Origin of the sequence: Flavobacterium sp. S87F.05.LMB.W.Kidney.N, from assembly GCF_004366435.1 — a bacterium.
Classification (GTDB): Bacteria; Bacteroidota; Bacteroidia; order Flavobacteriales; family Flavobacteriaceae; genus Flavobacterium.
In genome coordinates this window covers 199,835-223,514 of record NZ_SODX01000003.1, presented here as the reverse complement: position 1 = coordinate 223,514, position 23,680 = coordinate 199,835, and the positions used below count along the sequence as shown (strand labels likewise).

Here is a 23,680-nt window from a genome sequence, read left to right as displayed (position 1 = left end):
CATTGATTACTTTAATCATTACACGAATTATTCAGGGAAGGATTCAAAGCTTATTTGATAAGAAGCTTGAAAGCGTCAAAAAAGAACATACTTTAGAAATCGCACAATTTCAAGTTCTTTAAAAATTGCTAAAGAATTGGTTTGTCTTCAAATGATTATTCATGAAAAAATTCAACTAAAAATCGACAATGAAATCATCAAACTGACGGATGATTATAAGCACGAATTATTGGATTTGGTCAATTTAGTGCAACCAGGGTATTTTTAAACCAAAAACAACTTCACTGGGAAATTATTACGGAATCTTTGTAGATCAAAAATTAGTTGCTGTCGCAGGTGAACGAATGAAAATGAATGATTTTACAGAAGTCAGCGCTATTATCACACATCCCGATTATACTGGAAAAGGATATGCCAAACAATTGACTGCATATGTTGTAAACCAAATTTTTACAGAAAACAAAACTCCTTTTTTACATGTTGTTGAGAGTAATATTGGTGCAATCAACTTATATGAAAAACTTGGTTTTGTTACCAGAAGAAAAATGCGTTTCTGGAATATTACAAAATACGAAGATTGATACTTTAAAAAATATAGTCCTGATATTATTTATCAGGACTATACTAACTTATCCCAGCCACCCTTCTCGATCTAAACTTCTATATTGAATTGCTTCTGCAATATGCGATGAAACTATATTGGGTGCATTATCTAAATCGGCAATTGTTCTGGAGACTTTTAGAATCCTGTCGTAAGCTCGCGCCGAAAGATTTAGTCTTTCCATTGCCGTTTTCAGTAATTCTTTTGAGGGTTCGTCTAAAACACAATATTCTCTAATCAATTTACTGCTCATTTGTGCATTGTAATGAACATTTTCAACAGATTCAAATCGCTTGGTTTGTATTTCTCTTGCTGCGGTTACGCGTTTACGAATCTCTACACTGCTTTCTGCTTTTCGTTCATCTGCCAATTTCTCAAAGGGAACTGGTGTAACTTCAATATGAATGTCTATTCGGTCTAATAATGGACCTGAAATTTTACTCATATAACGCTGCATTTCGTGTGGCGAAGAAGTATTAGGCACACTCGGATCATTAAAAAATCCGCTCGGACTTGGGTTCATACTGGCCACAAGCATAAACGATGAAGGATACGTAATAGTAAACTTGGCACGCGAAATCGTAACTTCTCGGTCTTCCAAAGGCTGACGCATTACCTCTAAAACATCTCGTTTAAATTCTGGCAATTCATCTAAAAACAAGACCCCATTATGTGCCATCGAAATTTCTCCCGGCTGTGGGTAACTGCCGCCGCCAACAAGCGCAACATTACTTGCAGTGGCAAAGTGGGTGGTAAATATTTATAGATAATTCTATTTAATTTATTTACAATATCTCGAAATAAAATTTTATAGAAAGTTAATTAACTTTCTATACTGCCTTTAGTAAATTATTCTTGTAAGGGAAAAACGGCAAGTGAAGCGATTAAGGAGTAAAGAATTAACGATTTCAAAACTGACAAATTATTGAGCTTTCTTGTAATAAATGGCCGTGTAGAAGAGCATCGTTCTTTTTCAGGTCAAGCTATTTTGTTGTATTTAGCGTATAAAGCATCACGCTTATTATTTTTACTAATGTTGGTCAAGAAATCTGCTTTGAATTAGGAATATCAATTCCTGTAAAAAATTCTTGTAGACTTACATCCAACAATCTGCAGATTTTTATCAGTGTTTTTAATTCAAAATTCGCTCCAGATTCAAGTCGCCAGTATGCCGAGCGACTCATTTCTAAGGCGTATGCAATATGCTCGTAATTGGTATATCCCTTTGCCTTCCTTAATTCTTTTAGTCGAATAGCAATAGCGTCTAATTCTTGAATACTATCTTTTTTTCTTGAGTTTTCCATACACAAATCTCAAGTTTTTGTCCTTTGTATGGTACTCCTGTAAATAGTACACTATAAAATAGAATTTTTTTAAATATATTTGTTAGCGAAACCTAAAATTGTAAAACCAAAAATCTAATTTAATATGAGAAAAAATACTAGCAACTTTCTAATTTCACTATGTGTTATATTGTTCAGCAGTCTTTTACAAATGAGCGTTAGCTGTTCAAACAATGAACGAGATGCCGAAAAAGTAACCATTGATAACGAAATAACTGAAATTACCAATATTACTGAAACTTCCGCGGTCGTAAGTGCTGATTTAAATTCGAATGGAAACGAAAATGTTTTGTTTCGCGGCATTTGTATCGGCACGCAAACTAATCCAACGATTAATGACACAAAGCATCAAGAGCAAGGGAATGTTTTGGGATTGTATACAGCTAAATTTGAAAATCTGCCGTACAATACCAAATTCTATGCAAGACCTTTCATTACAACAAATTCGAAAACTATTTATGGGAACGAAATTACATTTACGACCAAAAACATTAGCGTTCCCACTGTAAGCACTTTGGAAGTTTCCTCGGTTACGCAAAATAGTGCTGTATTCAATGGAAAGATTGAAAATGATGATTCTTCCAAGCTATTATCTAAAGGATTCTATTTCAGCAAAACAAACTCTAAACCTGAGTATAAAGATCAAAAAATTGAAAGCAACGAAAATTTTGAATTCTCTAATTCGGTTACAGATTTGGAACCTAATACAATCTACTATGTACGTGCATTTGCAAGTAATCTTGCAGGAACAGCATTAGGAGAAGTTGTTTCGTTTAAAACAACATCTTTCGTACTTCCAACGGTTTCAACAACGGTCGCTACATCAATACTTGAAAATACTGCTGTCTCAGGTGGTGTAGTCTTACAGGAAGGAAGTAATCCAGTAACAGAAAGGGGTGTCTGCTGGGATACTGCTCCTAACCCTACTATAACTTATGACAGAACTAAAGACGGAAATGGTGCAGGTTCTTTTACCTCTAATTTAAAAAGCTTAAAACCATTTACTCAGTATTATGTTCGAGCATATGCGACGAGTGCAGCTGGTACTAGTTATGGACAGCAAATTTGGGTAAAGACGATCGGTGGTGACAAACCTACGGTTGAAGCTTCAGTCAGCGCAAGTAAAAACACTGTTTATATTACTGTAAAGGTGCTAAAACAAGGAAGTGATAATATCACAGCGATTAATGCAAAATGCTTTGATATGGACGGTAATAATGTCGGAAAATTAGTTAGTGGTAGTGGATGGAGCAATAGCAACATTTACGCACCAGTGACATTTGAAATTTCCGGGTTATCGTCAAAAAGCAAATATTACATAGTCGGATCTGCTACAAATAGTCTGGGAACAAGTACTAGTGAAAAAATCTATATTACAACATTGTAATGAAAGAGTATCTTGTCGGCGACACTAATAGTTTTTTTGATGCTATTACAGAAATACAAAATAAAGATCTTAAAGAGGCTTCAATAGCTATAAATGGCAGTGTAAATCATTGCCATCTGTTTCGTCACTTAAAAGATGTGAAACTCAATGTAAATGGAGATAATAGCAGTTATAATATTTATCTCGATCCCAAGGAATTAAACTCAAATCCTAAATGGAAATTTAATTCAACTCTATTTTTTCACTCGGATAATAATGATATTACATATTCTAGTCTAAATTTTATTTACACAATTGAACAGTATGAGTTTATTGATAACCCGGTATTAAATTCTTTTGGGATTGTGTTGATGGAATTTTACGATTCAGAGGTAAAATTTAAAGATTGCACATTCGAAAATAATACTGATCGAACTTTTGAAATTATTGCCAAGAAAAAATCAAATGTCACTTTTGAAAAGTGTCTTTTCAAAGGGGATTTTAATTTCATTATTGATATTGGGACAAACGTAATTACTAAATAAACTAACAATAACCTTTTAAATCTTTTAAATATGAATATTTGCAAGTGGTGCAATAAGAAAGTGTCGGATCACGACACGGTTTGGTATCGTAGGAATTTGATCTTAGGTTATTCTTTTTGCAGTAACAGGTGCGCAACACAATGGAAAAATTCCAGTCAGGATTCTAATTCTAAGTCAAATAACAGTTCCAAGTCGATTAGTGAGGATGTATCTAATCAAAGTTTTGAGTATGGTAACTTTACAGCGAAAAAACCAAAACATATCAAGGACTATAGTGATGAATTAAAGTCAATCCAAAGTCTGCAAAACCAACTTAGTGGTAAAAGCTATAATAATAACAATGATGTAGAAAGCGCAAAGAAAGTAATGTCTATTGTTAGAAAGTTAGTGCCACGTTGGAAAGTAATTGTTCCGATCTTAATAGGTTTATTAGCTGTTGCATTTTATTTAAATACTATCTACGGCCAGATTCTTTCGTATATCATTATTACATTAATAGCAAGCGCTATATGGGCATACTTTACTGAGCGTCGAGACTGATGCCAGGTAAATTATGCAACTAGAAAGTCAGTCTTTAGAGACTGACTTTTTATTTTCTATAGATTATTAACAATTCATGCACTAACAAATTATCTGCACTATTGAAGGATTAGGTATAAAAAGTAGGGAAGCCCTTCATTTCAATAATGTTAAGTAATCTATAAGTACAAACCGAATTTATATTTTGTATATATCAATTTGATTTCTTATAAAATTGCGTTGGACATATTAGTTCCAAAAATCAAAATCGCCAGAATTAAAATCATCTTCATCGTCGAACGAAATGTTCTGCTCATCGTAATCAAACTCGGATAAAATATTGTTATTATTTTTTGGTTTATCGATAAATGTAAAATCCAGTTCTGATATTTCCTGAACTTTCTTTTTCCAATTTCTCTGGACTGTTTTTTCAGAAATTCCCAGCTCTTCTGCAATCTTTTTCTTGGTTACTTTGATGTTAGATGCTTCAAGTTTAGATATTGCTGTCTCAATTAACATCTTTGTCTTATTTAATTTAAGTGCGCCATTTACCTTTGCACCAATACTTTGTTTTTGATTTCTTGACAATTTCGATTCTTTACTGAAGTGTATTATCTTCGTTCGAGTTTTAATGAAGATTTGTCCTGTACTTTCAATTCTATTTCCAATATTTGTTACCAGTGATTTTAGTTTAAGTGGGCACATTTTGTTTTCGGCAAAATTGTTGACATGGTAAATATAAGAAAAAACCTGATGTTGACTAATTTCGTCGTTTAAGTAATATAGCGCATTAATTATTCGGATATAAGTTTTATGCTTTGTGCCGTCTTTGATATGGAGGGGATGGATAATCCTATAGTACTCCATTGCGTCAATACTAAAATCACCCGCTATTAAGCCTTGATACTCTGTTTCAGTTTTGATCTCTGTGCATAATTGCAAATAAGGTATGGGATGATCAATAGAATTCGCACAAATGGGCGCTGGATCTCTTCTTTTTATTTTTGTGGCCGGCGCGATTTTGTGAACCACAGTAAACTTTTTAAATTCAGCCTCATCAATTTTATATTCGTGATCGCGATTATAAATAACGTCTGGGTCGTAGCTTACGACCCACTTCCTGATTAATCCTCCAGCTGCGTCATCAATATCATATCCTTTCTCTTTAAATTGATGCCGAATAAAAGAATGCATTATTTGAAAGTTGTCTTTTGTAACTCCGTCAACCTTTAAAAGGAATGCAATACCTTTTCCACCGCAACTTTTACAAATAATAGTCAATGGAAATTCTGTATTAAGTTTCTGTATACTGTCATTAAGTTGATCAGTCGATGCAAAACCATCGATGTCAAAATAAAGATATCCAGAAAGATTCTCAATACTTTCTTTTTTTGAATCAGCAAATGTTCCATGGGGGGTTATTACTGGTAATTTCAGTTTCAATTTATTATAATAAGATGATTTGTATACCAAAGATCTCAAATGTAGAATTTCCTTCTTCTTCGGATTATCTAGTATGGAAATAAAAAGCTGGTCCAGTGTAATTTTCTCATTAGAAAATTTTTTGCAATTTGCGTACTTGTTGAAGATCATTTTTACCTAATATATTTATATGTGAGCCGGGAGCTATTGTATCTTTAAAAATCAGTTACTATTATATATATATATTAAGATTGATGTCCCTCATTGAAATTAACTGTTATTTTGACGAACAAATAAAAGGGGGACATATGGTTTAGTATGTCTTTTCCCTCTCTCTCTCACTCTGATTGTTTTAGCCTTACACTTATACAATTTTCAACTCATTAAGTTTAGATATAGTTATTACTTTTAACATATTTAAAAAATTGACAACATCCAGAGAAAAAGATTTCTAATTGATTATTATACATTTAACGACCAGAAATTGTTCATTTTTGTTTATTTTTTACCGGTGGACTGGTATATATTTTAAGGGAGGACTATATTTGCTTAAAACACTTCCATGAGCAAAGGTATAGTTACAAGAGAACAGGTCGGATACATTAAAAAAAAATACAATATACGCATCTCGAGTTTCGCTCTTAGAGATAATAAGATCGATGTAAATGGCAATGTGATTATTACCAATACATTACTGAGGAAGTTGCCTCTAAAGTTCGGGAAGGTCTATGGTGACTTTATTTGCAGTCATAATAAGTTAGAAACATTAGAAGGTGCTCCCTATTTTGTTGGTGGTAATTTCAGTTGTGCCAACAACCAGTTAAAATCGCTTAAATACGCACCGCTCGAAGTAGGAGGTAGTTACTCATGCAACGAAAACTCTTTAAAAGCGTTAAGAGGTGTCCCTATGCATATAAAAGGTGATTTCAATGCTTTTCTTAATGAATTAGAGTCAATGGAGTGTGGACCTGAACTCGTCGAAAAGAGCTGCTTTTTAAATATGAATAAATTGAAGACTCTAATAGGCTCACCTAAGTATGTTGGTAACTCTATACATCTAACTGGAAATTTACTTGATAATTTACTCGGTCTACCGAATCATATTGGGGATATTTTATCCATTGATAGCACAATAAAATCATTATATACCGGAGGTAAAAACTGCAAAGTGAAAAGAGTTGAAATTGACGGTTCTAATTTTCATAAAATGAATCAATTTTTACCAGAAAGTATAATCGCGCATAAAAAGTACCTTCCGGGAATCTTTCGTTATATGCAATATTTGGATCTTTTTACGAATGACGACGATTTTAATGAGCTAAACTTTAATGATATAATTTATGATCTGCAAACGGGCTTACGATAAAACTAAAAGTACAAAATGGAAGATTCAGGGATGTCCGTAATACTTTGTTTGATTAAAGTGATGACTCACGTTATTATAAAAGAAAATTGGAAGATAATTTCAGAAAAATATATATTAATTAAGACAGAAGTGCTGACTTAAACGGAAGCGTTAACTTTCAGAATCTTCTTCTTTAGTCAGAAAGCTCGCGTTGGAATTCATTTATGAGCTTGTGACTATTACTGCACAGATTAACTACAAACGCATAAATTGTCCTATTGAAGCGGGAAGGGCTATTGATTTTTCTTATATTAATCTCACAATATTTAGAGTTAAGTCTCACATTGCTGAATTATTAATCATCGATATAAAAGTGCAATTTTTGACGGATCCAATAATAAATATATGCAAATTAAAGTTTTAAATAGATACATTCATTCTTCGGTTCCAAATAGTTTGTACGAAAATCTAATTGACTCTTCAATAAAATGTAAATATTAAAACTACTATATTTTGTGGCTTGATCATCTATAAAACGGGATTTTTTTGTAATACGCATTTTTCATTAACAAAACTTCATTTTTTTAAGATAAGAATAGCACAGCAGAATGCATACTTTTAAAACCTGTAAGTCAGTATATTACGAAAAATATTTAATTTTTAGCTCTCATATTGATTTTCTACCTCGTTTTTTAGTACTAATTTATATCCAAAATCATAATAGCCTATATTTATTGCAGATTTTATCCGGCAGTTGTAAAGCCCATGTCAATGCACAAAAAATTACGAACAAACTTAATTTATTGCTAAAATCTGAATGGTTTTTTCATCGACTTCTCCGTTATAAAACTTTTGCAATACAAGCTCAAAACAAGGTGATGAATTTGGCAGCAGACTAAATAAAGTCATACTGGATTTCAATTTTCTTTCGTCCGGCCTGCCCATAATTTCAACTGCGCTTTTGTTTTCAATTTCAAGTAATGCACAGGTAATCTCGATGAGTCTTTTTCCAAGAACAGGATGATCATAATATAACTGCGCTTCCTTCAGATCTTCAATGCCGAAAAAAATATTGTACTGTGTAAAACCCAGCCCTTTTACCTGAGGAAAAATAAACCACATCCAATGCGACTTCTTCTCTCCATTTTGGATTTCATGCATTGCCTGATGGTATACATTGTCCTGCGCTTCTAAGAATCGATTAAGGTTGTTCATGATAAATATTAGTATTTTAACAGGTTGTGCATAATTAAAGTTAATCATTTTTTTAAATATTAAAAAATCAATTAGATAAGGACCTATTTAAAACATTACCATTTCTTAAATTATAAAAGAAGGATCAGAATTTAGAATAGCGTAAATTCTGAATAAAGCCGATTTTGGTGTTATTTGAAGATTTTCAAACCTATTGAAAAATAAGGATTTTTTAAAGTTGTTATTATTAATAACAAAATATTTTTGAATCATTGTTCCAATCTGTACTAATTTTGACAAGTATAAAATGGACGAGATTATGGAGAGATCAATTGTACACATAGATATGAACACCTTTTTTGTTTCCTGTGAGAGGCTTTCAAATTCAGGACTTAATAGCATTCCGCTGATTATTGGCGGAGGAGAACGCGGCGTTGTGGCTTCGTGTTCCTACGAAGCCAGACGCTTTGGCGTACGATCGGCCATGCCAATACAAATGGCATTGCGATTGTGCCCCCAAGCCAAAGTGATGAAGGGTGATATGGAACTTTATTCAAGATTATCACACGACATTACCGAGATAATCCAGGAAAAAGCGCCAGTGGTAGAAAAAGCAAGTATCGATGAATTTTATCTTGACATTACCGGCATGGATAAATTTTACGGAAGCTACAAGTGGACCGATGAGCTTGCGCAAAAAATAATAAAAGAAACCGGGCTTCCCCTCACCTTTGCCCTGTCAATAAATAAAACTGTTTCCAAGATAGGCACAGGAGAAGGAAAACAAAAACAGAATTTGGAAATTCCTGAACATGTGGTGCAGTCCTTTTTAAATCCGCTGTCAATCCAGAAAATACCTATGGTAGGGGAAAAAACATTCCAGCTTTTATCGCGTATTGGCATCCGAACCATTGAAAATCTTTCTAAAATGCCTCTGGATGTGCTTGAGCAGATGATCGGGAAAAACGGGGGAGAGTTATGGAAAAAGGCAAATGGGATTGACAACAATCCGGTTGAACCTTACACCGAGCGTAAATCCATTTCAACCGAACATACATTCCTGCAAGATACTATTGACATCCCTAAACTAAACAGGGTCCTTTTGGGTATGGTCGAAAAACTGGCTTTTCAGCTTCGTTCAGAAGAATGGCTGACCTCAACGGTTACCGTTAAAATCAGGTATGCCAACTTTGACACTGAAACCAAACAGTGCAGGGTGCACTATACCTCAGCGGATCATATATTGACGCAAACCGTACAGGAACTTTTTGACAAACTCTACCAGCGCCGCATGCGTCTTCGCTTAATTGGTATACGTTTCAGCGGACTTGTCAGAGGAACCTATCAGATAGATCTTTTTCAGGATACTGAAGAAATGCTTGCCCTATACCAGGCTATGGACCGCATGAAAAGCCGTTATGGTTTCGATGCCGTAATGCGATGTGCAGGAGCATCTTTCAAGCCCAATACTAAAAATGAAATCTTAAAACGTAAACCCTGAGAAGCCATGTACCTCAACTGTCACTCCTATCACTCCCTGCGCTATGGAACCATACCGCTGGACGAGCTGGTGCCTCAGGCTTTAGCCTGCGGGGTCAAGGCTATGGCGCTTACCGATATCAATACAGTAACGGGAATTTACGATTTTATAAAACAATGTCACCAGGCGGGTATTAAGCCAATAGTCGGGATGGAATTCCGCTGCGAATTTCAGCTGCGTTTTATCGGACTTGCTAAAAATGCGACGGGACTCTCACAAATGAACCGTTTTTTAACTGGTTACAATTTTGAAAAGAAACCGCTCCCGGAGCATGCCCCTTCTTTTACAGATGTTTTCGTGATCTATCCTTTAGCAAACGCACCAGAAAAACTTCTTCCTAATGAATTCATCGGCATACGTCCCGACCAGTTGCAAAAGCTGGTGCTTTCAGAATGGAGAAAACGCATCGCTGAAATGGTCATCCTTCAGCCGGTCACGTTCCGTACCAAAAAGGAATTCAATCTGCATCGCATCTTAAGTGCTATTGACCGTAATGTAATCCTCTCCAGACTGGAACCCGGGGATACCTGCAGTACTTCGGACAAGATGATGCCGCTTGGTGAACTTCTGGAATTCTATAAAGAATATCCGCAGATCATTGAAAATACACAGAAAATTATAGAAGGGTGTAATTTCACCTATGACTTCCAGACACCAAAAAACAAAAAATACTATACTAACAGCAAAAAAAGCGATATAGACCTCTTGACCTCATTGGCGAAACAGGGACTGGTATGGCGTTATGGCGCAAAAAATATAAAGGCAAGGGAGCGGATGGAAAAGGAACTCAAGGTAATTAGCCAGCTTGAGTTCAGTGGTTACTTTCTTATCACATGGGATATTATCCGTTTCAGTAACAGCCAAGGCTTTCTTCATATTGGAAGGGGAAGCGGCGCAAACAGTATTGTGGCCTACTGTCTGGGTATAACGGACATCTGTCCACTCGAACTTGATTTATATTTTGAGCGTTTTTTAAATGAGAACCGTAAGAGCCCTCCGGATTTCGATATCGACTGGAGTTGGAAAGAACGAGATGTCATTCTGGAATATATTTTTAATCGTTATACCTATGAACATGTGGCATTCTGTGGGACAAATGTCGAATTCAAGTACCGCTCCATTTTCAGGGAGGTTGGAAAAGTATTCGGTCTTCCTAAGGAAGAACTCGATATGCTGGCGAAAAATCCCATGAAATTCCATGAGTCAAATTCAATTGTAAAATTCGTGCAGGAGTACGGAATGATGCTCGAGAAATATCCCAACCAAAGAAGTATGCATTCGTGCGGCATCCTGATATCCGAAGAGCCAATCACCAACTATACACCTCTGGAAATGCCACCGAAGGGTTTTCCCATTGCGCTTTTTGATATGCACGTTGCCGAGGACATCGGCTTTGAGAAATTTGACATCCTAAGTCAGCGCGGTATCGGGCATATTGACGAGAGTGTGAAACTGATCGAAAAAAACAGGGGCATCCGCATCAATATCCGTGATACGTCAATCTCTAAAAATGAATCCTCCGCCAATAAATTTCTATCCGAGGGGAAAACCATCGGCTGCTTCTACATAGAGAGCCCTGCCATGCGTGGACTGCTGAGAAGATTAAAATGCGACAATTATAAGACCCTTGTAGCTGCCTCCTCCATTATACGTCCCGGCGTGGCACAGTCAGGTATGATGAAGGAATACATTTTCCGTCACAACCACCCTTCAAAATTTGAATACTTCCATCCAGTATTTCAGCAGCAGCTTGGCGAGACTTATGGTATCATGGTTTATCAGGAAGACGTGATTAAAATCGCGCTTCACTATGGCGGGCTTCCCGCAGCAGATGGTGACATTCTCAGACGTGCCATGTCGGGAAAAGGGAGATCTAAATCGGCACTTCAGAAAGTGAAAGATAATTTCTTTGCCTGCTGCGCGCAAAAGGGCCACCCGAAACAGCTCAGCGAGGAAATATACCGCCAGATCGAGTCCTTTGCCGGTTACTCTTTCTGTAAGGCGCACTCAGCTTCTTACGCGGTTGAAAGCTACCAAAGTCTTTACTTAAAAGTTCACTACCCAATTGAATTCATGGTAGCAGTTATAAACAACGGTGGCGGTTTTTACAGGCTTGAGATATATATCCATGAGGCAAGGATGGCAGGTGCCGTGATCCATAATCCATGTGTAAATAAAAGCACTTTTGAGACCACACTTTATGGGGATGACATTTATCTGGGCTTTATGCACCTGATGAACCTGGACTCTAAGATGGCACAGTTTATAGAATCTGAACGGGAAAGAAACGGTTTGTATCAATCACTGGAAGATTTCATAAACCGAGTCCCGATGGGTATTGAAAGTGTAAAGATCCTCATTTTTATCGGCGCTTTCCGCTTTACCAGCAAAACCAAAAATCAGCTGCTTGTAATTGCCAGCCTGCTTTTAAACAATTTCAAACCCGAAAACAGGGCACCAATGCTGCTGCAGGAACCGGTAAAAGAGTATAACCTGCCTACAATCGAAAGGTCAATATTTGAAGATGCCTTTGATGAAATTGAGCTTCTAAGCTTCCCTGTTTCCTGTACAGTTTTTGACCTGCTGCAGACCAAACATCGAGGGGATATAAAAGTGCGCGACCTGCCCTCCTGCCATAAAAGACAGGTAAGGATGCTTGCCTACCTGATTTCTACTAAGCAAGTCCCGACAAAAAAGGGAAATATGTATTTCGGCACTTGGATCGACAACGAGGGGGCGTATTTTGATACGGCCCACTTTCCCGATTCCCTTGTGGAGTATCCCTTTAAGGGAGGCGGCTGTTATTTATTGCTTGGCACAGTGGAAATTGACTATCACTTCCCCACTATTACCATTCACAAAATGGCAAAAATGCCCTTTATCCCTGATCCGCGCTATATGGATGCCAAGGATCAATACAGGACACAGGAGCTTATCCGGGAAGACGTAAGCACAACAGAAAGACTTCCTTATCCGCAGGAGCATGAAATTAACCTGCCAAGGCATAAAATGAATTCTTAAAACAAATTCCAAATTATTTAGAAAGGATTTTTTAATGATATAGAAATTTACACTAACTTTAATAAAGGCAACGTTATACTTATAAATCAATACTAGAAAGATGTGTTATTATACGCAGCAGATGGCCACTATCGAGGCAGTAAAAGGAAGGTTTAAAGCCGAAGTGGACAATGAGGAAAACTTCCTCCAATCAGATTTTATAACGGGATTTAAATTTCCAAACATACCTGTGATACTCGATACCTCGCCCGCTGTAATAACAACGGGTCATAACTGGGGCCTGCTTCCGTCATGGGCAGATCCTGCAACTTTTGCCAGAAGGAAAACCCTTAACGCGAGAATTGAAACTCTGGACAGCAGGAGTTCATACAAGGACATTATTCAAAACAGGTGTTTAATCATTGCTACTGGTTACTATGAGTGGCACTGGAATGATAAACAGGGAAAGTCAAAGGAAAAACATCAGATTGTATCAAATGATGACGATATTTTTACTTTTGCCGGACTCTACACTTCATGGACCGATACAAATTTTGGCCATACGGTAAACAGTTTCACCATGGTTACAACGGAAGGTAATGATATTATGAAATATGTACACAATAGCAAATCCATAAAATCAGGAAATATTCATGATGCCAGAATGCCAATTATGCTAAATAAACAGGATGAGTGCGCGTGGCTTAATCAGAGCGTTAAAATATCCGAATTCGCATTTCCATATAGCGGAAGCCTCAATGCTATAAATCTCGACCTGCCAATGCAGTACGAATTGTTCTAGGAGTTATTTGATTTATTGTTGATCAACCAGAAGTGGAATAATAAAATATTCCTCTTCGTCTAGAAGATGTGCCTCAACATCATGCCACAGAGAACAAACAGACAATGCATCATTAGGTATTAGGTTATTTTTGATGCAATATAGCTCATCTATACCAAGATTCCTCAAATCGTCCAATGCATACTGGTCATAAAATTTAACTGCACTTCCTCCTTCTTCGAAATCATCCCTCCATATACAAAAATCCTCGAATTCACCTGCGGGCTGAATCACTACAAACTCTTTGTAAAATGACAAATCCGATTCTCCCAGTACTAAGACATAATCCGGTCCGCTGGATTGCTGCATTTTATAGAGTTCACGAGTTATACCCTCCCCTGACACTTTTCCGTTTTCATGCTCAACCGCGCACCTCAACTTTAAGGCGAAGTGCTCCGCAAGCTTTTCCAGCGTATAGTCGTCTGGCAGTTTGTAAGGTGCTATTAAAACAGCTTCTGTGCCATAGTCACAATTCTCTTTTAAGGATTCAGATACGTCGCTCATAATCTTTAACTTATATTATAGGTACTTTTTAGAAAGTGCAGCTCTCGTCAACTCCTGCTGTCTTGCTACAAGAAAAAATATACAGCCCAATGACTCGCTCCATTATAGACCATCGACAAAACGTGCCCACAGTTGCAAAGTCTATTTATAAATAGATCGTTATGTCTTTCTCATCTTTTCGTATTTCCGGACTGCAGTCCCCAAGCAGGTTTGTTGCGAGGTTAAATACATCAGTTTGATCAAATTCCTCGTAGTTGATTGGCGTGTCGGAATCAAAGTGCATGTCAATGTACGTGATTTCCTTGGTCACTGCTTCCATATCCTCACTAACAATATCGCAATGATGATCGATTTCACAGCCGAAATATTCCACCTGGGTTAGTCCCCTGTTAATAAGGCCAGAAACAAAATCAATTGAAACACTATCGGGCAGTGAAATTTTTGCTGTCGACAAAACAAGAGTATGCTGTACCATGATATTCTTCTTTTTATTCAATATCCTAATTTACAAAATATTGGATAGCTTTTCAAGAAAATATCAGAAGAATTATATTTTAATATTTAAAAGCAATGTTTTCATTGTCCGACCTGTGCTGTCATGCATGTTAATTTAATAACATCTGAAAATATTCCTGTAAGCCGCGTTCGCATAATCTGCATAACTTTAAAGTACATAATTTCAAATACTAATATCATGGAAAATATAGATAACTTCAACGAAGAAGAATTGCAAAAATGTCCATACCATCAACGTGCGCAAGGTGGTAAAGATGATCCAAACGAAAATACCGGTGACTGGGGTGATATTGAAGATGACCAGAAGGGATCAAATCCGGAACCTAATGAAAATGGCGGGAACAATAACTCAGGAGGTGCAGGAAGCACTGGAAGCGCAGCTACAAACAGCTGATATTTAAAATTATTAAATCAAAAATAAGAAATCATGAGCGACGATTTAAATAAAAAAGGCCAACAGGACAGGTCACGTATCAATATGAATGAGGATCACGAGGTAGCCTACTGGACAGATAAGTTCAATGTCAGCAGGGAAGAACTGCAAAGAGCCGTTGACCAGGCAGGTAGTTCTGCAGACGCTGTTGCGCAGGTGCTGCGCTCCAAATAGCAAAGCCCATCACACATCCAAATCCCCGGCATATTCGAATATATGTACTGGGGATTTTTTGTCTCGTAATCCGCGGGGCAGGCTCTACAGTATTTTACCACAGATGCGCCTGCACCTTTTATTTATTATATTTAAAACAATGAAAATGGCAAAGAAGAAAGATATCTCAAATAGCGTGCAGGAATTAAAAGCACTCCTAAAAACCGGTACTGCCTCAAACATGCCTGCCGGTATAAAGCCGATGCTGGCAACACTTGTAAACGAACCTTTTGACGATCCGCTTTGGAGCTATGAAGTAAAATGGGACGGTTACCGCTCGATTGCCTATATCAAAAAAGGTGAAGTTTCACTTTCCTCAAGGAACAACAAACCTTTTACCGACAAATATTATCCCATAACGCAGGCATTACAGCAATGGAAAAACGATGCAGTACTGGATGGGGAAATCCTTGTAATAAAAGAGGATGGTAAAGCAGATTTCAGTGCGCTACAGAACTGGCGCAGTGAAGCGGACGGACACCTTGTCCTGTACGTGTTTGACATTCTGTGGTACAATGGAATTAAACTTATGGATCTGGAACTCTCCCAGCGGCAGCTAATCCTAAAACACATTCTGCCGACAGACGACGACAGGATTCGCCTGAGCCAAACCTTTAGCGAAGGCATCGACTTTTTTGAGACTGCAGCAAAAATGGGACTTGAGGGCATCATGGCAAAAAGGAAAGATTCCTTGTACAGCCCGGACAGTCGAAACAAGCAGTGGCTTAAAATAAAAGCAAACAAAAGACAGGAAGTCGTTATTGCGGGATATACCAAAAATGATTCTTCTTCCAAGCTTTTCAGCTCACTCCTCTTAGGGGTCTACCAGAATGGAAAGCTAGTCTATACCGGAAAAGTCGGAACGGGATTCTCAGATAAAATTCAGAGGGAAATGATGGACCAGTTCAAACCACTCATAACCAAAACAATTCCTTTTGAATCAGAGCCGGATATCAATAAACCGTCCCGCTTCCGCCCTAACCCTCCCCATGCGCAGGCAGTCTGGCTGAAACCTGTACTGGTCTGCGAGGTCAGCTTTGCAGAAATAACATCAGACGGCGTTTTCCGCCACCCATCTTTCGAAGGCATGCGATGCGATAAAAATGCAGGTGATGTTGTGCTGGAAAAAGAAGACTCTGCTTCATCTATCGTTAAAGATGGCAAAAAGAGCCAGAAGAAGTCAGGGTCCTCACCGCTTACAGCACCTGGGAAATCGTCGCGCGGGACACTGCTGAACCCGTCAGAGGAAACCCAGACAAAGAAAATAAAAGGCGTTAATATAACCTTTTCGAATTTAAGTAAAATCTACTGGCCTGAGGTCGGTTTCACCAAACGCGACATGTTCAATTACTATTATCAGGCGGCTGAATTTATACTTCCTTACCTTAAAGACAGACCGCTGTCGCTGAACCGCTTTCCCGGCGGCATCCACGGCAAGAGCTTTTACCAGAAAGATGTCAAAGGAAAAGCGCCCGATTGGGCAGATACTTTTCCATACATCACAAGTGACGGGGAAAGCAAGGAATTCCTTGTCGGCGGCGACGAAAAGACGCTTTTGTATATGGCCTCGCTGGGATGTATAGAAATGAACCCGTGGTTCAGCCGTGTGCAGCATCCTGAGAACCCTGACTACTGCGTCATAGACCTTGATCCCGATCAGAATACTTTTGAGCAGGTCATCCAAGCAGCGTGTGAAGTAAAAAACATACTTGACGCATTGGATATTACCGGTTATGTCAAGACATCAGGCTCAACGGGAATTCACATTTACATACCATTGGGCGCCAAATACAGCTACGACCAGTCGCAGATGTTCGGAAAGATGATTGTATCGATCGTGCATTCGCAGCTTCCGGATTTCACAAGTTTGGAGCGTCAGATTAAAAACCGGAACGGAAAAATGTACCTTGATTTTTTGCAGAACAGGCCCGGTGCCACAATCGCCTGCCCTTATTCGCTTCGCCCAAAAGTCGGAGCAACTGTATCGATGCCCCTACATTGGGAAGAGGTAAAAAAGGGACTGGCCATGAAAGATTTTACCATAGAGAATTCAATAGCCCGAATGAGATCTGAAGGTGATATTTTTAAAGGATCGCTCAAAAAAGGGATTGACATGAAAAAAGCGGTGGCGAAAGCCCAGAGTATCTTTTTTTAAATTACTGTTTTAATGTAATTTAAAGTGAAAAAATGCATTTTAATAAGTACTAATGATGACTACCGCCTACTTTCTTACCGGATCATTTAACGACCATGATAATGATTTTGAACTCAAAGTTACAGTTACAAAAACTGCCACCTCCGAACAGCAGAATAGTTATCAGGTTGTCCTGACTGACATAGCCGACAGCAGTAAATACCTCTGGGCAACCTCTCAGCCTACATTTCTAAAGTGCCTTGACGCACTGGATGAGTTCTTAAGTGACAATTTGATTGTCCTTTTCAGTAAGATACTCACATCGGTCGAGCGTGACCCGCTGATCGACAAGGAACTGGAAGGGTTTATTTTAAATCATCTGGAATATTAGGCATTTTTGCCGGTCTGAGAAAACTCTCTGCAATTGGCAGCTCAACACAATATTTTTAAGTTGTTGGCAAATTAACAATGTGATGAGATATTCTATCTTGTTTCCCTTCTTTACCCTGTTCTATAGTATAAAAACTTGCTCGACAAGTTATCACATCAGTCAAGAATACCTTTTCCAAATATCTTCTCTATCTGAAAGATATAGCTTTTCAATATCGGCGTTGAGAGGAAAAACCGGCTGACTGCCGCAGCATTCTGATCCAGCTTTTGATTATCAAAAGACCTTTCCAGTAGCCCTGTATAAACCTGGAGCTGACTCTCATCCAAAATTTTGCGCAGGTCCCTTTCGGTGTTGACGTAGGATTTCAGCATTGGAAAATCATTGTTGTTATCCATTTCATACTTTTCAAGTCCTGATTTTACTTCACGGAATTCTTTTCGGAAAAGTTCCAAGACTTCCTCCAAATTATGCCCATAAAAGATATTAGGTATCAGTCCTGCTTTATAATTCGCATAATGCTCCTGCGAGGAAATAGGAATCCCGAGGTAGTTTTCAAAAGTCTGGATTCGGAAAATATAATCTGTCTCAAAGATATTACAGTCCTGATAATCAATATTCATTAGATTGTTCTTAACGTTGAATAAATATAACTAAATTTTAAATGTTAATCGCATAAAATATCTATTCCCTTCAATTCCACAGATTGTATCTTTATAATGTTACAATTTCGAGGTTGCGAGAAGTGCAATGAAAAATGTAAACGATAGGTTAGCACGTGGGAATACCTAGACATACCACTATAGAATAATCTAGTTGCCACAATAAAATAACTGCTTTAAGTTTAATATTTTTTGCTTTCAAAAAAAGTATTAAACCATTAAATATCAAATCTTATGCATTTCTTTTTCTTCGCCAGAAATAAAAAAATTCAATAATTTGAAAAATAAATTAAACTTTTTCAAAACTTTCTTGTATAAGGTAGTGTAAAAGCACTGAAGCTTATTACTTAAATATTAAAATTATGGCTAAGAACAGCAAAATAGAATGGACCGATCATACAGCAAACCTTTGGTGGGGCTGCGATAAGGTGCATGCGGGATGTGACAATTGTTATGCGTTGAATATTGCGAAGTGGAGGAATAATGACGTTTGGGGGAATGATAAACCAAGAAGAATAGTGAAGGATGTTTGGAAACAGATCGCTAAATTTCAAAAGGAGGCTGAAAAAGCAGGCGAGACTCATCGTGTTTTTGTCGGCAGCATGATGGATATTTTCGAAAAGTCCATGCCATTAGTCGACTATAAGGGAAATCCGCTACTGAGATCTGAGAGTGAATTCAGGCATACTGGTCAATTAAGGGAAAAGTTCTTCAATGAAATTGTTCCGAATTCACCAAATCTAATTTTCCTATTGCTAACTAAAAGACCTTCCAATATTAATAAGTTTATTCCACAAAGTTGGAAACATAATCCCCCGGCAAATGTTATGTTTGGCACTTCACCAGTTGATCAAAAAACGGCGAAAAACTTAACCTTCCAACTTTCAAAAGTGAACGGAAAAAAGTTTTTATCTATCGAACCTCAATTGGAGGAAGTTAATTTGATGGCTAAAGTTAAAAACGATAGTGAGGAAAACTTATTAGATATCGTGGATTGGGTAATAAATGGTGGAGAAAGCGGCTCTAAAAAAAGGCCTTTTAACTGTCAATGGGCTAGATTAATTAGAGATGACTGCAAGAAGAAACGTATTCCGTTTTTCTTTAAACAGATCGACAAGGTTAAAGAAATTCCTTCAGATTTACTTGTACGTCAATTTCCTGTTTAAAAATCAATATATACTGGCACTAAGACTAAAATTCGAAAATGAGCATGTCATAAATTATCAAATAATCATTAGCTACAAAATCATAGTTAACAATATAACGCTATTCAATGAATAAATTAACGAAAAATATTAACAACAGCTACATCGACTTTTCCAGTGATGTCCAAAAAAATATAAAATTAACAATTTTATATGGCGAACCAAAGAACAAAAGTTGGGGAGAATTAATTCACTTATATGACACACTCAAATATATTGAGAATGAGTATATAGATTTTAAAGACTATAAAATTGATACTCGAAAAATTATTCCTGGCAGTGTACTCCACATTCGTATTGAAAGACCTATATGGCGTAATGAGTGTCTGTTATTTGACGGGTTTTATATAATAATAAGTAAAAGCCGGACTGACATCGTAGTCGAAAAACATGCAACATTAGCAAAAGCTGTTCGAGAACAAAGAAAAAAATCTGCAACATTTGGCTTTGCACCTATTCCAAATAAAGGTAAATGGCAAAACTATCAAAAGCATAAATAATTAAAAAGTTTCACTTCTGATAGAAGTGAAACTTTTTCCTTTGATTGATTTGTTATCTGGAAGATTTGCCATAGCTTTAAAAGCTTCACTGATTTATGGCCAACCTGATTGCCTTTCGTATCATAACTCGAAGTGTATCGATTTAATATTTGAAACCAGTATATATTAATACAATATATGTATCTTTGTAATATAAAAGATTAAATCTTAATATAGAATCTAAATAATTAAAAAGCCCTTTATTTAGATATGGAAACGTTCTTGCAAAAGATTGAACAATTCTATAGTATTAAATTAATTACTTCTTAACCTAAAAAGGCAATAATCCTACCATCTCACTAACAGGCGTATTGATATTCCAAAATGCGAAACTGACCATATGCTCTGATTTAATTGCATTGTATACCGTTTCCGCCTTTCCATCGCAAGTAACAAAACAAGTAATCGTATTTTCATAAGAAGCTTGAGCAAATAATTTTGTATCATTAGGAATAATTGCTCTTATTTCTGCCCCTATATCTCCGTTTCTTTTATGTCTAAATACAGTTTCAGCAAAACATCCTGCCAAACCTGCGTGAGGCAAGTTAAAATTTAACACTTGTAAATTTCTAATTGGAATATCTTCAAGATTACCTCTCACACAGTACTCCGCTATTGAAATAGTTGAAATTTTCATTACTATCTTTTCCTTCACAAAATAACGAAAGTAATCTACCGCATTCTGATGTAAATCGCTATTTTTATCTAAAAGCTTAATTAAAAAACAAGTATCAATTAAAACTGCTTTATGCATCATAACCTCCTCTCATTTCATCAAGCCATGTGTCACTATCAAAATCTGACCAATTAGGAGTTGCTTTATTGATACAGTCATTTAGATATTCTTCATCTAGGTTGGAATCATATGGAATTAACTCCAAAAATACAATTGAAGTCTTATCTATTTCTCCAGTATTTACGTGCTGTTTAGTTTTAATACGTGCTCCAAAGTTTCGATATAAAGGATTTCCATTTAATTCCTTAATTACCTCTTTTGAAACTTGTATTGTCAAAGCTCCATAATCCAATGTATCTAAGTGTAAGTTGGGTTTTGTTTTTCCTCCTGCATCAGTTAATTCACCATATACATACAACTCTGTTTCTACAAAATAATCTTTAGCAATTATGAATTTTGTCTGAGGATTTATCTCTAGTATAACATTTTCAGATTCTGAAGAACTTATCTCAAATACATAATTCTTCTGATATGAAATTTTTTGAATAACCTCCAATGCCTTAGCTGTTTGGAGCTCTAAATGCTCCGTAGATTGTGCCTTCTGAACACTTGCGAAAATAGCAGTCGATGAAATGACAGCTTGTAAAGTAGTTTTAAATCTATGTAAAACAGAACCTTCACCCAACTCATATGCTATGAGAGGGCGTTGTTTTTGATTAGGATACAGCACATCTTCGATATTAGTTAAAAGGTTAACAATTTCTTTAATATCGTAGTTTGAAGGAGACAATTTTTCCCCATTTGAAGTACCTAAGACACGAATTATTAGTGTTCCTGTGTTTTCCATTTCAAGACAATTATACAACATTTTTTTATTTTAAAAACACATTTACAATCTATTTTGAACGTTTTAAGCTCAAAGTAAATTTATTTATCACGATAACTCCCTTTTAATTCTTATTAAAAGAAAGAACCTCATTATTATTTAAACACAAGTATTTATACCTGATTTTAACAGGATTTACTTTCGTATTTTCGTTTATAACTAAAAACAAAAACTATGAAAAAAATTTTACCCATATAATTAATGTATTTAACAACATTAATAAGTTATTCACAAGTCCAGACAGAGATTAATAATAGACAAACTCTTGTCGGAGGTCGATATTTAATTGTTGAAAGTAGAGAATTTAAAAAAGGTGACTATGGTATTCCTGAAGATGTTTCCATTATTAAAAATGATTTTGTTGAAATCATCAAAGAGGAAGGTGATAACATTACTTTTCAAAGTGTAAATACTAAGCAAGCAAAAGAGGCCAAAGTAGATATCTTTGAACAAACATTACCTAAATATTTGTTTTTCTATTATGCAAAACAACAGTTTCAAAGATACAAAGGAGTCAGCGTTGGTATGTATACTGTACCATATAAATTAAGAATTGCGAAAAATTGTGATTTTGAAGCTGCTCTTTCGTTATCCACTAATTTAGCTTTTGGCATCGGCACAAGAGATTCTCAAGAATCTTGGCTAGATGCCTCAGTTGGAATTGGAGTTACTAGTATAAATTTAACCAAAGATAATAGCGATGCAACAGAAAACAGAACTGCAACAGCATTAACGTTAAGCTTTGGTACCGTTTTTAAATTTGCTAAGAATGCTAATTTGGGTCTATTCTTAGGAGGTGATTTTTTAAATAAAAATGATCGAAAAATGAACTGGATTTATAATGAAAAACTTTGGGTTGGAGTAGGTATAAACGTCGCATTTAGTAATGCATCAACTAAAAAAGAAGCAGATAATAGCAAATCAAATATAGATAATATAACAGAGGTTGCCGGCAAGAAAGCGGCCATTTATGCAAAGAAAACCTCTACTGGCGGAACTCCTGCTGGTGGAACTCCTGCTGGTGGAACTCCTGCTGGTGGAACTCCTGCTGGTGGAACTATATAACTTTAAAAAAAGAGAAAGCGGTTTAAACAACCGCTTTCTCTTTTCGTATATTAAGTAGTTCTTTAACCTTTTTCACTGTATTAGGACTAGCCTTATATCCCCTATCTTTATCAACTGATAATTTAGAAAGATCTCTTAAAGATAATTTTGGATTTGCCCGTATTATTTTAACCAATGACTTGTGTTTTGCAAGAACCTCTTCTTCTGTATCAGTAGTCCCTTTCATCCTACCTTTATAAGTATCTGGATTTTTTCGAATAGCTGCCTCTATACCTTCACGTTGACGCTCGAGTAGAGATTCACGTTCCATTGACGCCACGTTGGCTAGAACATCGGTTATGATTTTAAAAATTGAACTTGGCTTTCCCTCAACAATCGAACAAATTCCAAGATTATCAATAAATACATTAACTCCCTTTTTGTTTATTTGATTTAACGTTGATTGTACATCAAAACTATTACGTCCAAGTCGATCAACACTTGAAACAGATAGTGATTTAATATTTCCTAAATTTATCTCATAATTTAATTTGCGTGCTTCTGGCCTTTCATTAAATGAAATAGAACCGGAACATATATCAATAAACAACATTTCATCTGGATGGGCCTTTACCAATTGCCTTAATACTGATTGTGTTCCTGAGCTTATTCTAATATATCTTGCCTTCATAGTTCTATTCTTCTCATTTTATTTTTCAAAGATATAAAATTTGAATATTTTGTGCAAATTTAGAGTAGTGTAT

The 23,680-nt window shown here is 36.4% G+C and carries 23 protein-coding genes and 1 pseudogene; 14 read left to right on the top strand and 10 right to left on the bottom strand.

Annotated features, from left to right (window positions below; genetic code table 11):
- Positions 1-350 precede the first annotated feature (350 nt).
- Entirely contained in the window at positions 351-581 is a 231-nt protein-coding gene (locus EDB96_RS21205) for a GNAT family N-acetyltransferase (RefSeq protein ID WP_243839334.1), read from the top strand.
- 48 nt (positions 582-629) lie between these two features.
- On the opposite strand, the pseudogene EDB96_RS10190 reads toward EDB96_RS21205, so the two are convergent.
- Together EDB96_RS10190 and EDB96_RS10185 are read right to left on the bottom strand one after the other, a co-directional pair.
- Positions 630-1,343 (bottom strand): annotated as a pseudogene (locus tag EDB96_RS10190) (YifB family Mg chelatase-like AAA ATPase); the annotation flags it as partial.
- A 298-nt stretch (positions 1,344-1,641) separates the two neighbouring features.
- Positions 1,642-1,905, bottom strand: a complete 264-nt coding sequence (locus tag EDB96_RS10185; RefSeq protein WP_134140610.1) for a helix-turn-helix domain-containing protein — start codon at positions 1,903-1,905, stop codon at positions 1,642-1,644.
- A gap of 124 nt (positions 1,906-2,029) precedes the next feature.
- Between EDB96_RS10185 and EDB96_RS10180 the strand changes: the two genes are divergently transcribed.
- Complete coding sequence (locus tag EDB96_RS10180; protein ID WP_134140609.1) at positions 2,030-3,331, top strand: hypothetical protein; 1,302 nt, start codon at positions 2,030-2,032, stop codon at positions 3,329-3,331.
- Positions 3,331-3,855, top strand: coding sequence for a hypothetical protein (locus tag EDB96_RS10175; RefSeq protein ID WP_134140608.1), 525 nt, complete (start codon positions 3,331-3,333; stop codon positions 3,853-3,855). Before EDB96_RS10180 ends, EDB96_RS10175 begins: the two co-directional genes overlap by 1 nt.
- A gap of 768 nt (positions 3,856-4,623) precedes the next feature.
- Here the strand turns inward: EDB96_RS10175 and EDB96_RS10170 are convergent.
- A complete protein-coding gene (locus EDB96_RS10170) occupies positions 4,624-5,967 on the bottom strand; it encodes a BT4734/BF3469 family protein (protein WP_134140606.1) in 1,344 nt (447 codons plus the stop codon).
- 391 nt (positions 5,968-6,358) lie between these two features.
- Here EDB96_RS10170 and EDB96_RS10165 point away from each other — a divergent pair, with 391 nt between their 5' ends.
- Positions 6,359-7,162 carry a hypothetical protein gene (locus EDB96_RS10165; protein ID WP_134140605.1) on the top strand — a complete coding sequence of 268 codons (804 nt, stop codon included), beginning with the start codon at positions 6,359-6,361 and terminating at the stop codon, positions 7,160-7,162.
- 774 nt (positions 7,163-7,936) lie between these two features.
- Here the strand turns inward: EDB96_RS10165 and EDB96_RS10160 are convergent.
- On the bottom strand, positions 7,937-8,404 hold the full coding sequence (locus tag EDB96_RS10160; protein WP_243839333.1) for a DUF1810 domain-containing protein: 468 nt from the start codon (positions 8,402-8,404) through the stop codon (positions 7,937-7,939).
- A gap of 250 nt (positions 8,405-8,654) precedes the next feature.
- On the opposite strand from EDB96_RS10160, the gene dinB reads away from it, so the two are divergent.
- The 3 genes from dinB (at position 8,655) to EDB96_RS10145 (ending at position 13,677) form a co-directional block, all read left to right on the top strand.
- Entirely contained in the window at positions 8,655-9,836 is a 1,182-nt protein-coding gene (dinB, locus tag EDB96_RS10155) for a DNA polymerase IV (RefSeq protein WP_134141137.1), read from the top strand.
- A 6-nt stretch (positions 9,837-9,842) separates the two neighbouring features.
- Positions 9,843-12,896 (top strand): DNA polymerase III subunit alpha, encoded by a 3,054-nt coding sequence (locus EDB96_RS10150; RefSeq protein WP_134140604.1) that lies wholly within the window; start codon positions 9,843-9,845, stop codon positions 12,894-12,896.
- A gap of 100 nt (positions 12,897-12,996) precedes the next feature.
- Positions 12,997-13,677, top strand: coding sequence for an SOS response-associated peptidase (locus EDB96_RS10145; protein WP_134140602.1), 681 nt, complete (start codon positions 12,997-12,999; stop codon positions 13,675-13,677).
- A 12-nt stretch (positions 13,678-13,689) separates the two neighbouring features.
- Here EDB96_RS10145 and EDB96_RS10140 read toward each other — a convergent pair whose 3' ends face one another.
- Complete coding sequence (locus EDB96_RS10140) at positions 13,690-14,220, bottom strand: hypothetical protein (RefSeq protein WP_134140600.1); 531 nt, start codon at positions 14,218-14,220, stop codon at positions 13,690-13,692.
- A 145-nt stretch (positions 14,221-14,365) separates the two neighbouring features.
- Positions 14,366-14,695 (bottom strand): hypothetical protein, encoded by a 330-nt coding sequence (locus EDB96_RS10135; protein WP_134140598.1) that lies wholly within the window; start codon positions 14,693-14,695, stop codon positions 14,366-14,368.
- Positions 14,696-14,914: 219 nt separating this feature from the next.
- Here EDB96_RS10135 and EDB96_RS10130 point away from each other — a divergent pair, with 219 nt between their 5' ends.
- The 4 genes from EDB96_RS10130 to EDB96_RS10115 all read left to right on the top strand — a co-directional run bounded on the left by EDB96_RS10130 (position 14,915) and on the right by EDB96_RS10115 (position 17,907).
- Positions 14,915-15,130: a hypothetical protein gene (locus EDB96_RS10130; protein WP_134140597.1), complete on the top strand. Its 216-nt coding sequence runs from the start codon at positions 14,915-14,917 to the stop codon at positions 15,128-15,130.
- Between the two features lie 33 nt (positions 15,131-15,163).
- Positions 15,164-15,343 (top strand): DUF3606 domain-containing protein, encoded by a 180-nt coding sequence (locus tag EDB96_RS10125; protein WP_134140596.1) that lies wholly within the window; start codon positions 15,164-15,166, stop codon positions 15,341-15,343.
- A 145-nt stretch (positions 15,344-15,488) separates the two neighbouring features.
- Entirely contained in the window at positions 15,489-17,537 is a 2,049-nt protein-coding gene (gene ligD / locus EDB96_RS10120; protein ID WP_243839331.1) for a DNA ligase D, read from the top strand.
- 52 nt (positions 17,538-17,589) lie between these two features.
- Complete coding sequence (locus EDB96_RS10115; RefSeq protein ID WP_134140593.1) at positions 17,590-17,907, top strand: hypothetical protein; 318 nt, start codon at positions 17,590-17,592, stop codon at positions 17,905-17,907.
- A gap of 155 nt (positions 17,908-18,062) precedes the next feature.
- Here the strand turns inward: EDB96_RS10115 and EDB96_RS10110 are convergent, their stop codons facing one another.
- Positions 18,063-18,527, bottom strand: coding sequence for a hypothetical protein (locus EDB96_RS10110; protein WP_134140591.1), 465 nt, complete (start codon positions 18,525-18,527; stop codon positions 18,063-18,065).
- A gap of 401 nt (positions 18,528-18,928) precedes the next feature.
- On the opposite strand from EDB96_RS10110, the gene EDB96_RS10105 reads away from it, so the two are divergent.
- Entirely contained in the window at positions 18,929-19,732 is an 804-nt protein-coding gene (locus tag EDB96_RS10105) for a DUF5131 family protein (RefSeq protein WP_134140589.1), read from the top strand.
- A 107-nt stretch (positions 19,733-19,839) separates the two neighbouring features.
- A complete protein-coding gene (locus tag EDB96_RS10100; protein WP_134140588.1) occupies positions 19,840-20,271 on the top strand; it encodes a hypothetical protein in 432 nt (143 codons plus the stop codon).
- 310 nt (positions 20,272-20,581) lie between these two features.
- On the opposite strand, the gene EDB96_RS10095 is transcribed toward EDB96_RS10100, so the two are convergent.
- Both EDB96_RS10095 and EDB96_RS10090 read right to left on the bottom strand, forming a co-directional pair.
- Positions 20,582-21,067: a type II toxin-antitoxin system VapC family toxin gene (locus EDB96_RS10095; RefSeq protein ID WP_134140587.1), complete on the bottom strand. Its 486-nt coding sequence runs from the start codon at positions 21,065-21,067 to the stop codon at positions 20,582-20,584.
- Positions 21,057-21,833 carry a hypothetical protein gene (locus EDB96_RS10090; protein ID WP_134140585.1) on the bottom strand — a complete coding sequence of 259 codons (777 nt, stop codon included), beginning with the start codon at positions 21,831-21,833 and terminating at the stop codon, positions 21,057-21,059. The genes EDB96_RS10095 and EDB96_RS10090 overlap by 11 nt, the downstream gene beginning before the upstream one ends.
- A gap of 240 nt (positions 21,834-22,073) precedes the next feature.
- Here EDB96_RS10090 and EDB96_RS10085 point away from each other — a divergent pair, with 240 nt between their 5' ends.
- Positions 22,074-22,937: a hypothetical protein gene (locus EDB96_RS10085; RefSeq protein ID WP_134140583.1), complete on the top strand. Its 864-nt coding sequence runs from the start codon at positions 22,074-22,076 to the stop codon at positions 22,935-22,937.
- A 22-nt stretch (positions 22,938-22,959) separates the two neighbouring features.
- Here the strand turns inward: EDB96_RS10085 and EDB96_RS10080 are convergent, their stop codons facing one another.
- Complete coding sequence (locus tag EDB96_RS10080; RefSeq protein WP_134140582.1) at positions 22,960-23,607, bottom strand: recombinase family protein; 648 nt, start codon at positions 23,605-23,607, stop codon at positions 22,960-22,962.
- Positions 23,608-23,680 lie beyond the last annotated feature (73 nt).

Coding starts and splice junctions, on each gene's coding strand:
- EDB96_RS21205 (WP_243839334.1), top strand. CDS start 351: ATGAATGATTTTACAGAAGTCAGCGCTATTATCACACATCCCGATTAT.
- EDB96_RS10185 (WP_134140610.1), bottom strand. CDS start 1,905: ATGGAAAACTCAAGAAAAAAAGATAGTATTCAAGAATTAGACGCTATT.
- EDB96_RS10180 (WP_134140609.1), top strand. CDS start 2,030: ATGAGAAAAAATACTAGCAACTTTCTAATTTCACTATGTGTTATATTG.
- EDB96_RS10175 (WP_134140608.1), top strand. CDS start 3,331: ATGAAAGAGTATCTTGTCGGCGACACTAATAGTTTTTTTGATGCTATT.
- EDB96_RS10170 (WP_134140606.1), bottom strand. CDS start 5,967: ATGATCTTCAACAAGTACGCAAATTGCAAAAAATTTTCTAATGAGAAA.
- EDB96_RS10165 (WP_134140605.1), top strand. CDS start 6,359: ATGAGCAAAGGTATAGTTACAAGAGAACAGGTCGGATACATTAAAAAA.
- EDB96_RS10160 (WP_243839333.1), bottom strand. CDS start 8,404: ATGATTAACTTTAATTATGCACAACCTGTTAAAATACTAATATTTATC.
- dinB (WP_134141137.1), top strand. CDS start 8,655: ATGGAGAGATCAATTGTACACATAGATATGAACACCTTTTTTGTTTCC.
- EDB96_RS10150 (WP_134140604.1), top strand. CDS start 9,843: ATGTACCTCAACTGTCACTCCTATCACTCCCTGCGCTATGGAACCATA.
- EDB96_RS10145 (WP_134140602.1), top strand. CDS start 12,997: ATGTGTTATTATACGCAGCAGATGGCCACTATCGAGGCAGTAAAAGGA.
- EDB96_RS10140 (WP_134140600.1), bottom strand. CDS start 14,220: ATGAGCGACGTATCTGAATCCTTAAAAGAGAATTGTGACTATGGCACA.
- EDB96_RS10135 (WP_134140598.1), bottom strand. CDS start 14,695: ATGGTACAGCATACTCTTGTTTTGTCGACAGCAAAAATTTCACTGCCC.
- EDB96_RS10130 (WP_134140597.1), top strand. CDS start 14,915: ATGGAAAATATAGATAACTTCAACGAAGAAGAATTGCAAAAATGTCCA.
- EDB96_RS10125 (WP_134140596.1), top strand. CDS start 15,164: ATGAGCGACGATTTAAATAAAAAAGGCCAACAGGACAGGTCACGTATC.
- ligD (WP_243839331.1), top strand. CDS start 15,489: ATGGCAAAGAAGAAAGATATCTCAAATAGCGTGCAGGAATTAAAAGCA.
- EDB96_RS10115 (WP_134140593.1), top strand. CDS start 17,590: ATGATGACTACCGCCTACTTTCTTACCGGATCATTTAACGACCATGAT.
- EDB96_RS10110 (WP_134140591.1), bottom strand. CDS start 18,527: ATGAATATTGATTATCAGGACTGTAATATCTTTGAGACAGATTATATT.
- EDB96_RS10105 (WP_134140589.1), top strand. CDS start 18,929: ATGGCTAAGAACAGCAAAATAGAATGGACCGATCATACAGCAAACCTT.
- EDB96_RS10100 (WP_134140588.1), top strand. CDS start 19,840: ATGAATAAATTAACGAAAAATATTAACAACAGCTACATCGACTTTTCC.
- EDB96_RS10095 (WP_134140587.1), bottom strand. CDS start 21,067: ATGATGCATAAAGCAGTTTTAATTGATACTTGTTTTTTAATTAAGCTT.
- EDB96_RS10090 (WP_134140585.1), bottom strand. CDS start 21,833: ATGGAAAACACAGGAACACTAATAATTCGTGTCTTAGGTACTTCAAAT.
- EDB96_RS10085 (WP_134140583.1), top strand. CDS start 22,074: ATGTATTTAACAACATTAATAAGTTATTCACAAGTCCAGACAGAGATT.
- EDB96_RS10080 (WP_134140582.1), bottom strand. CDS start 23,607: ATGAAGGCAAGATATATTAGAATAAGCTCAGGAACACAATCAGTATTA.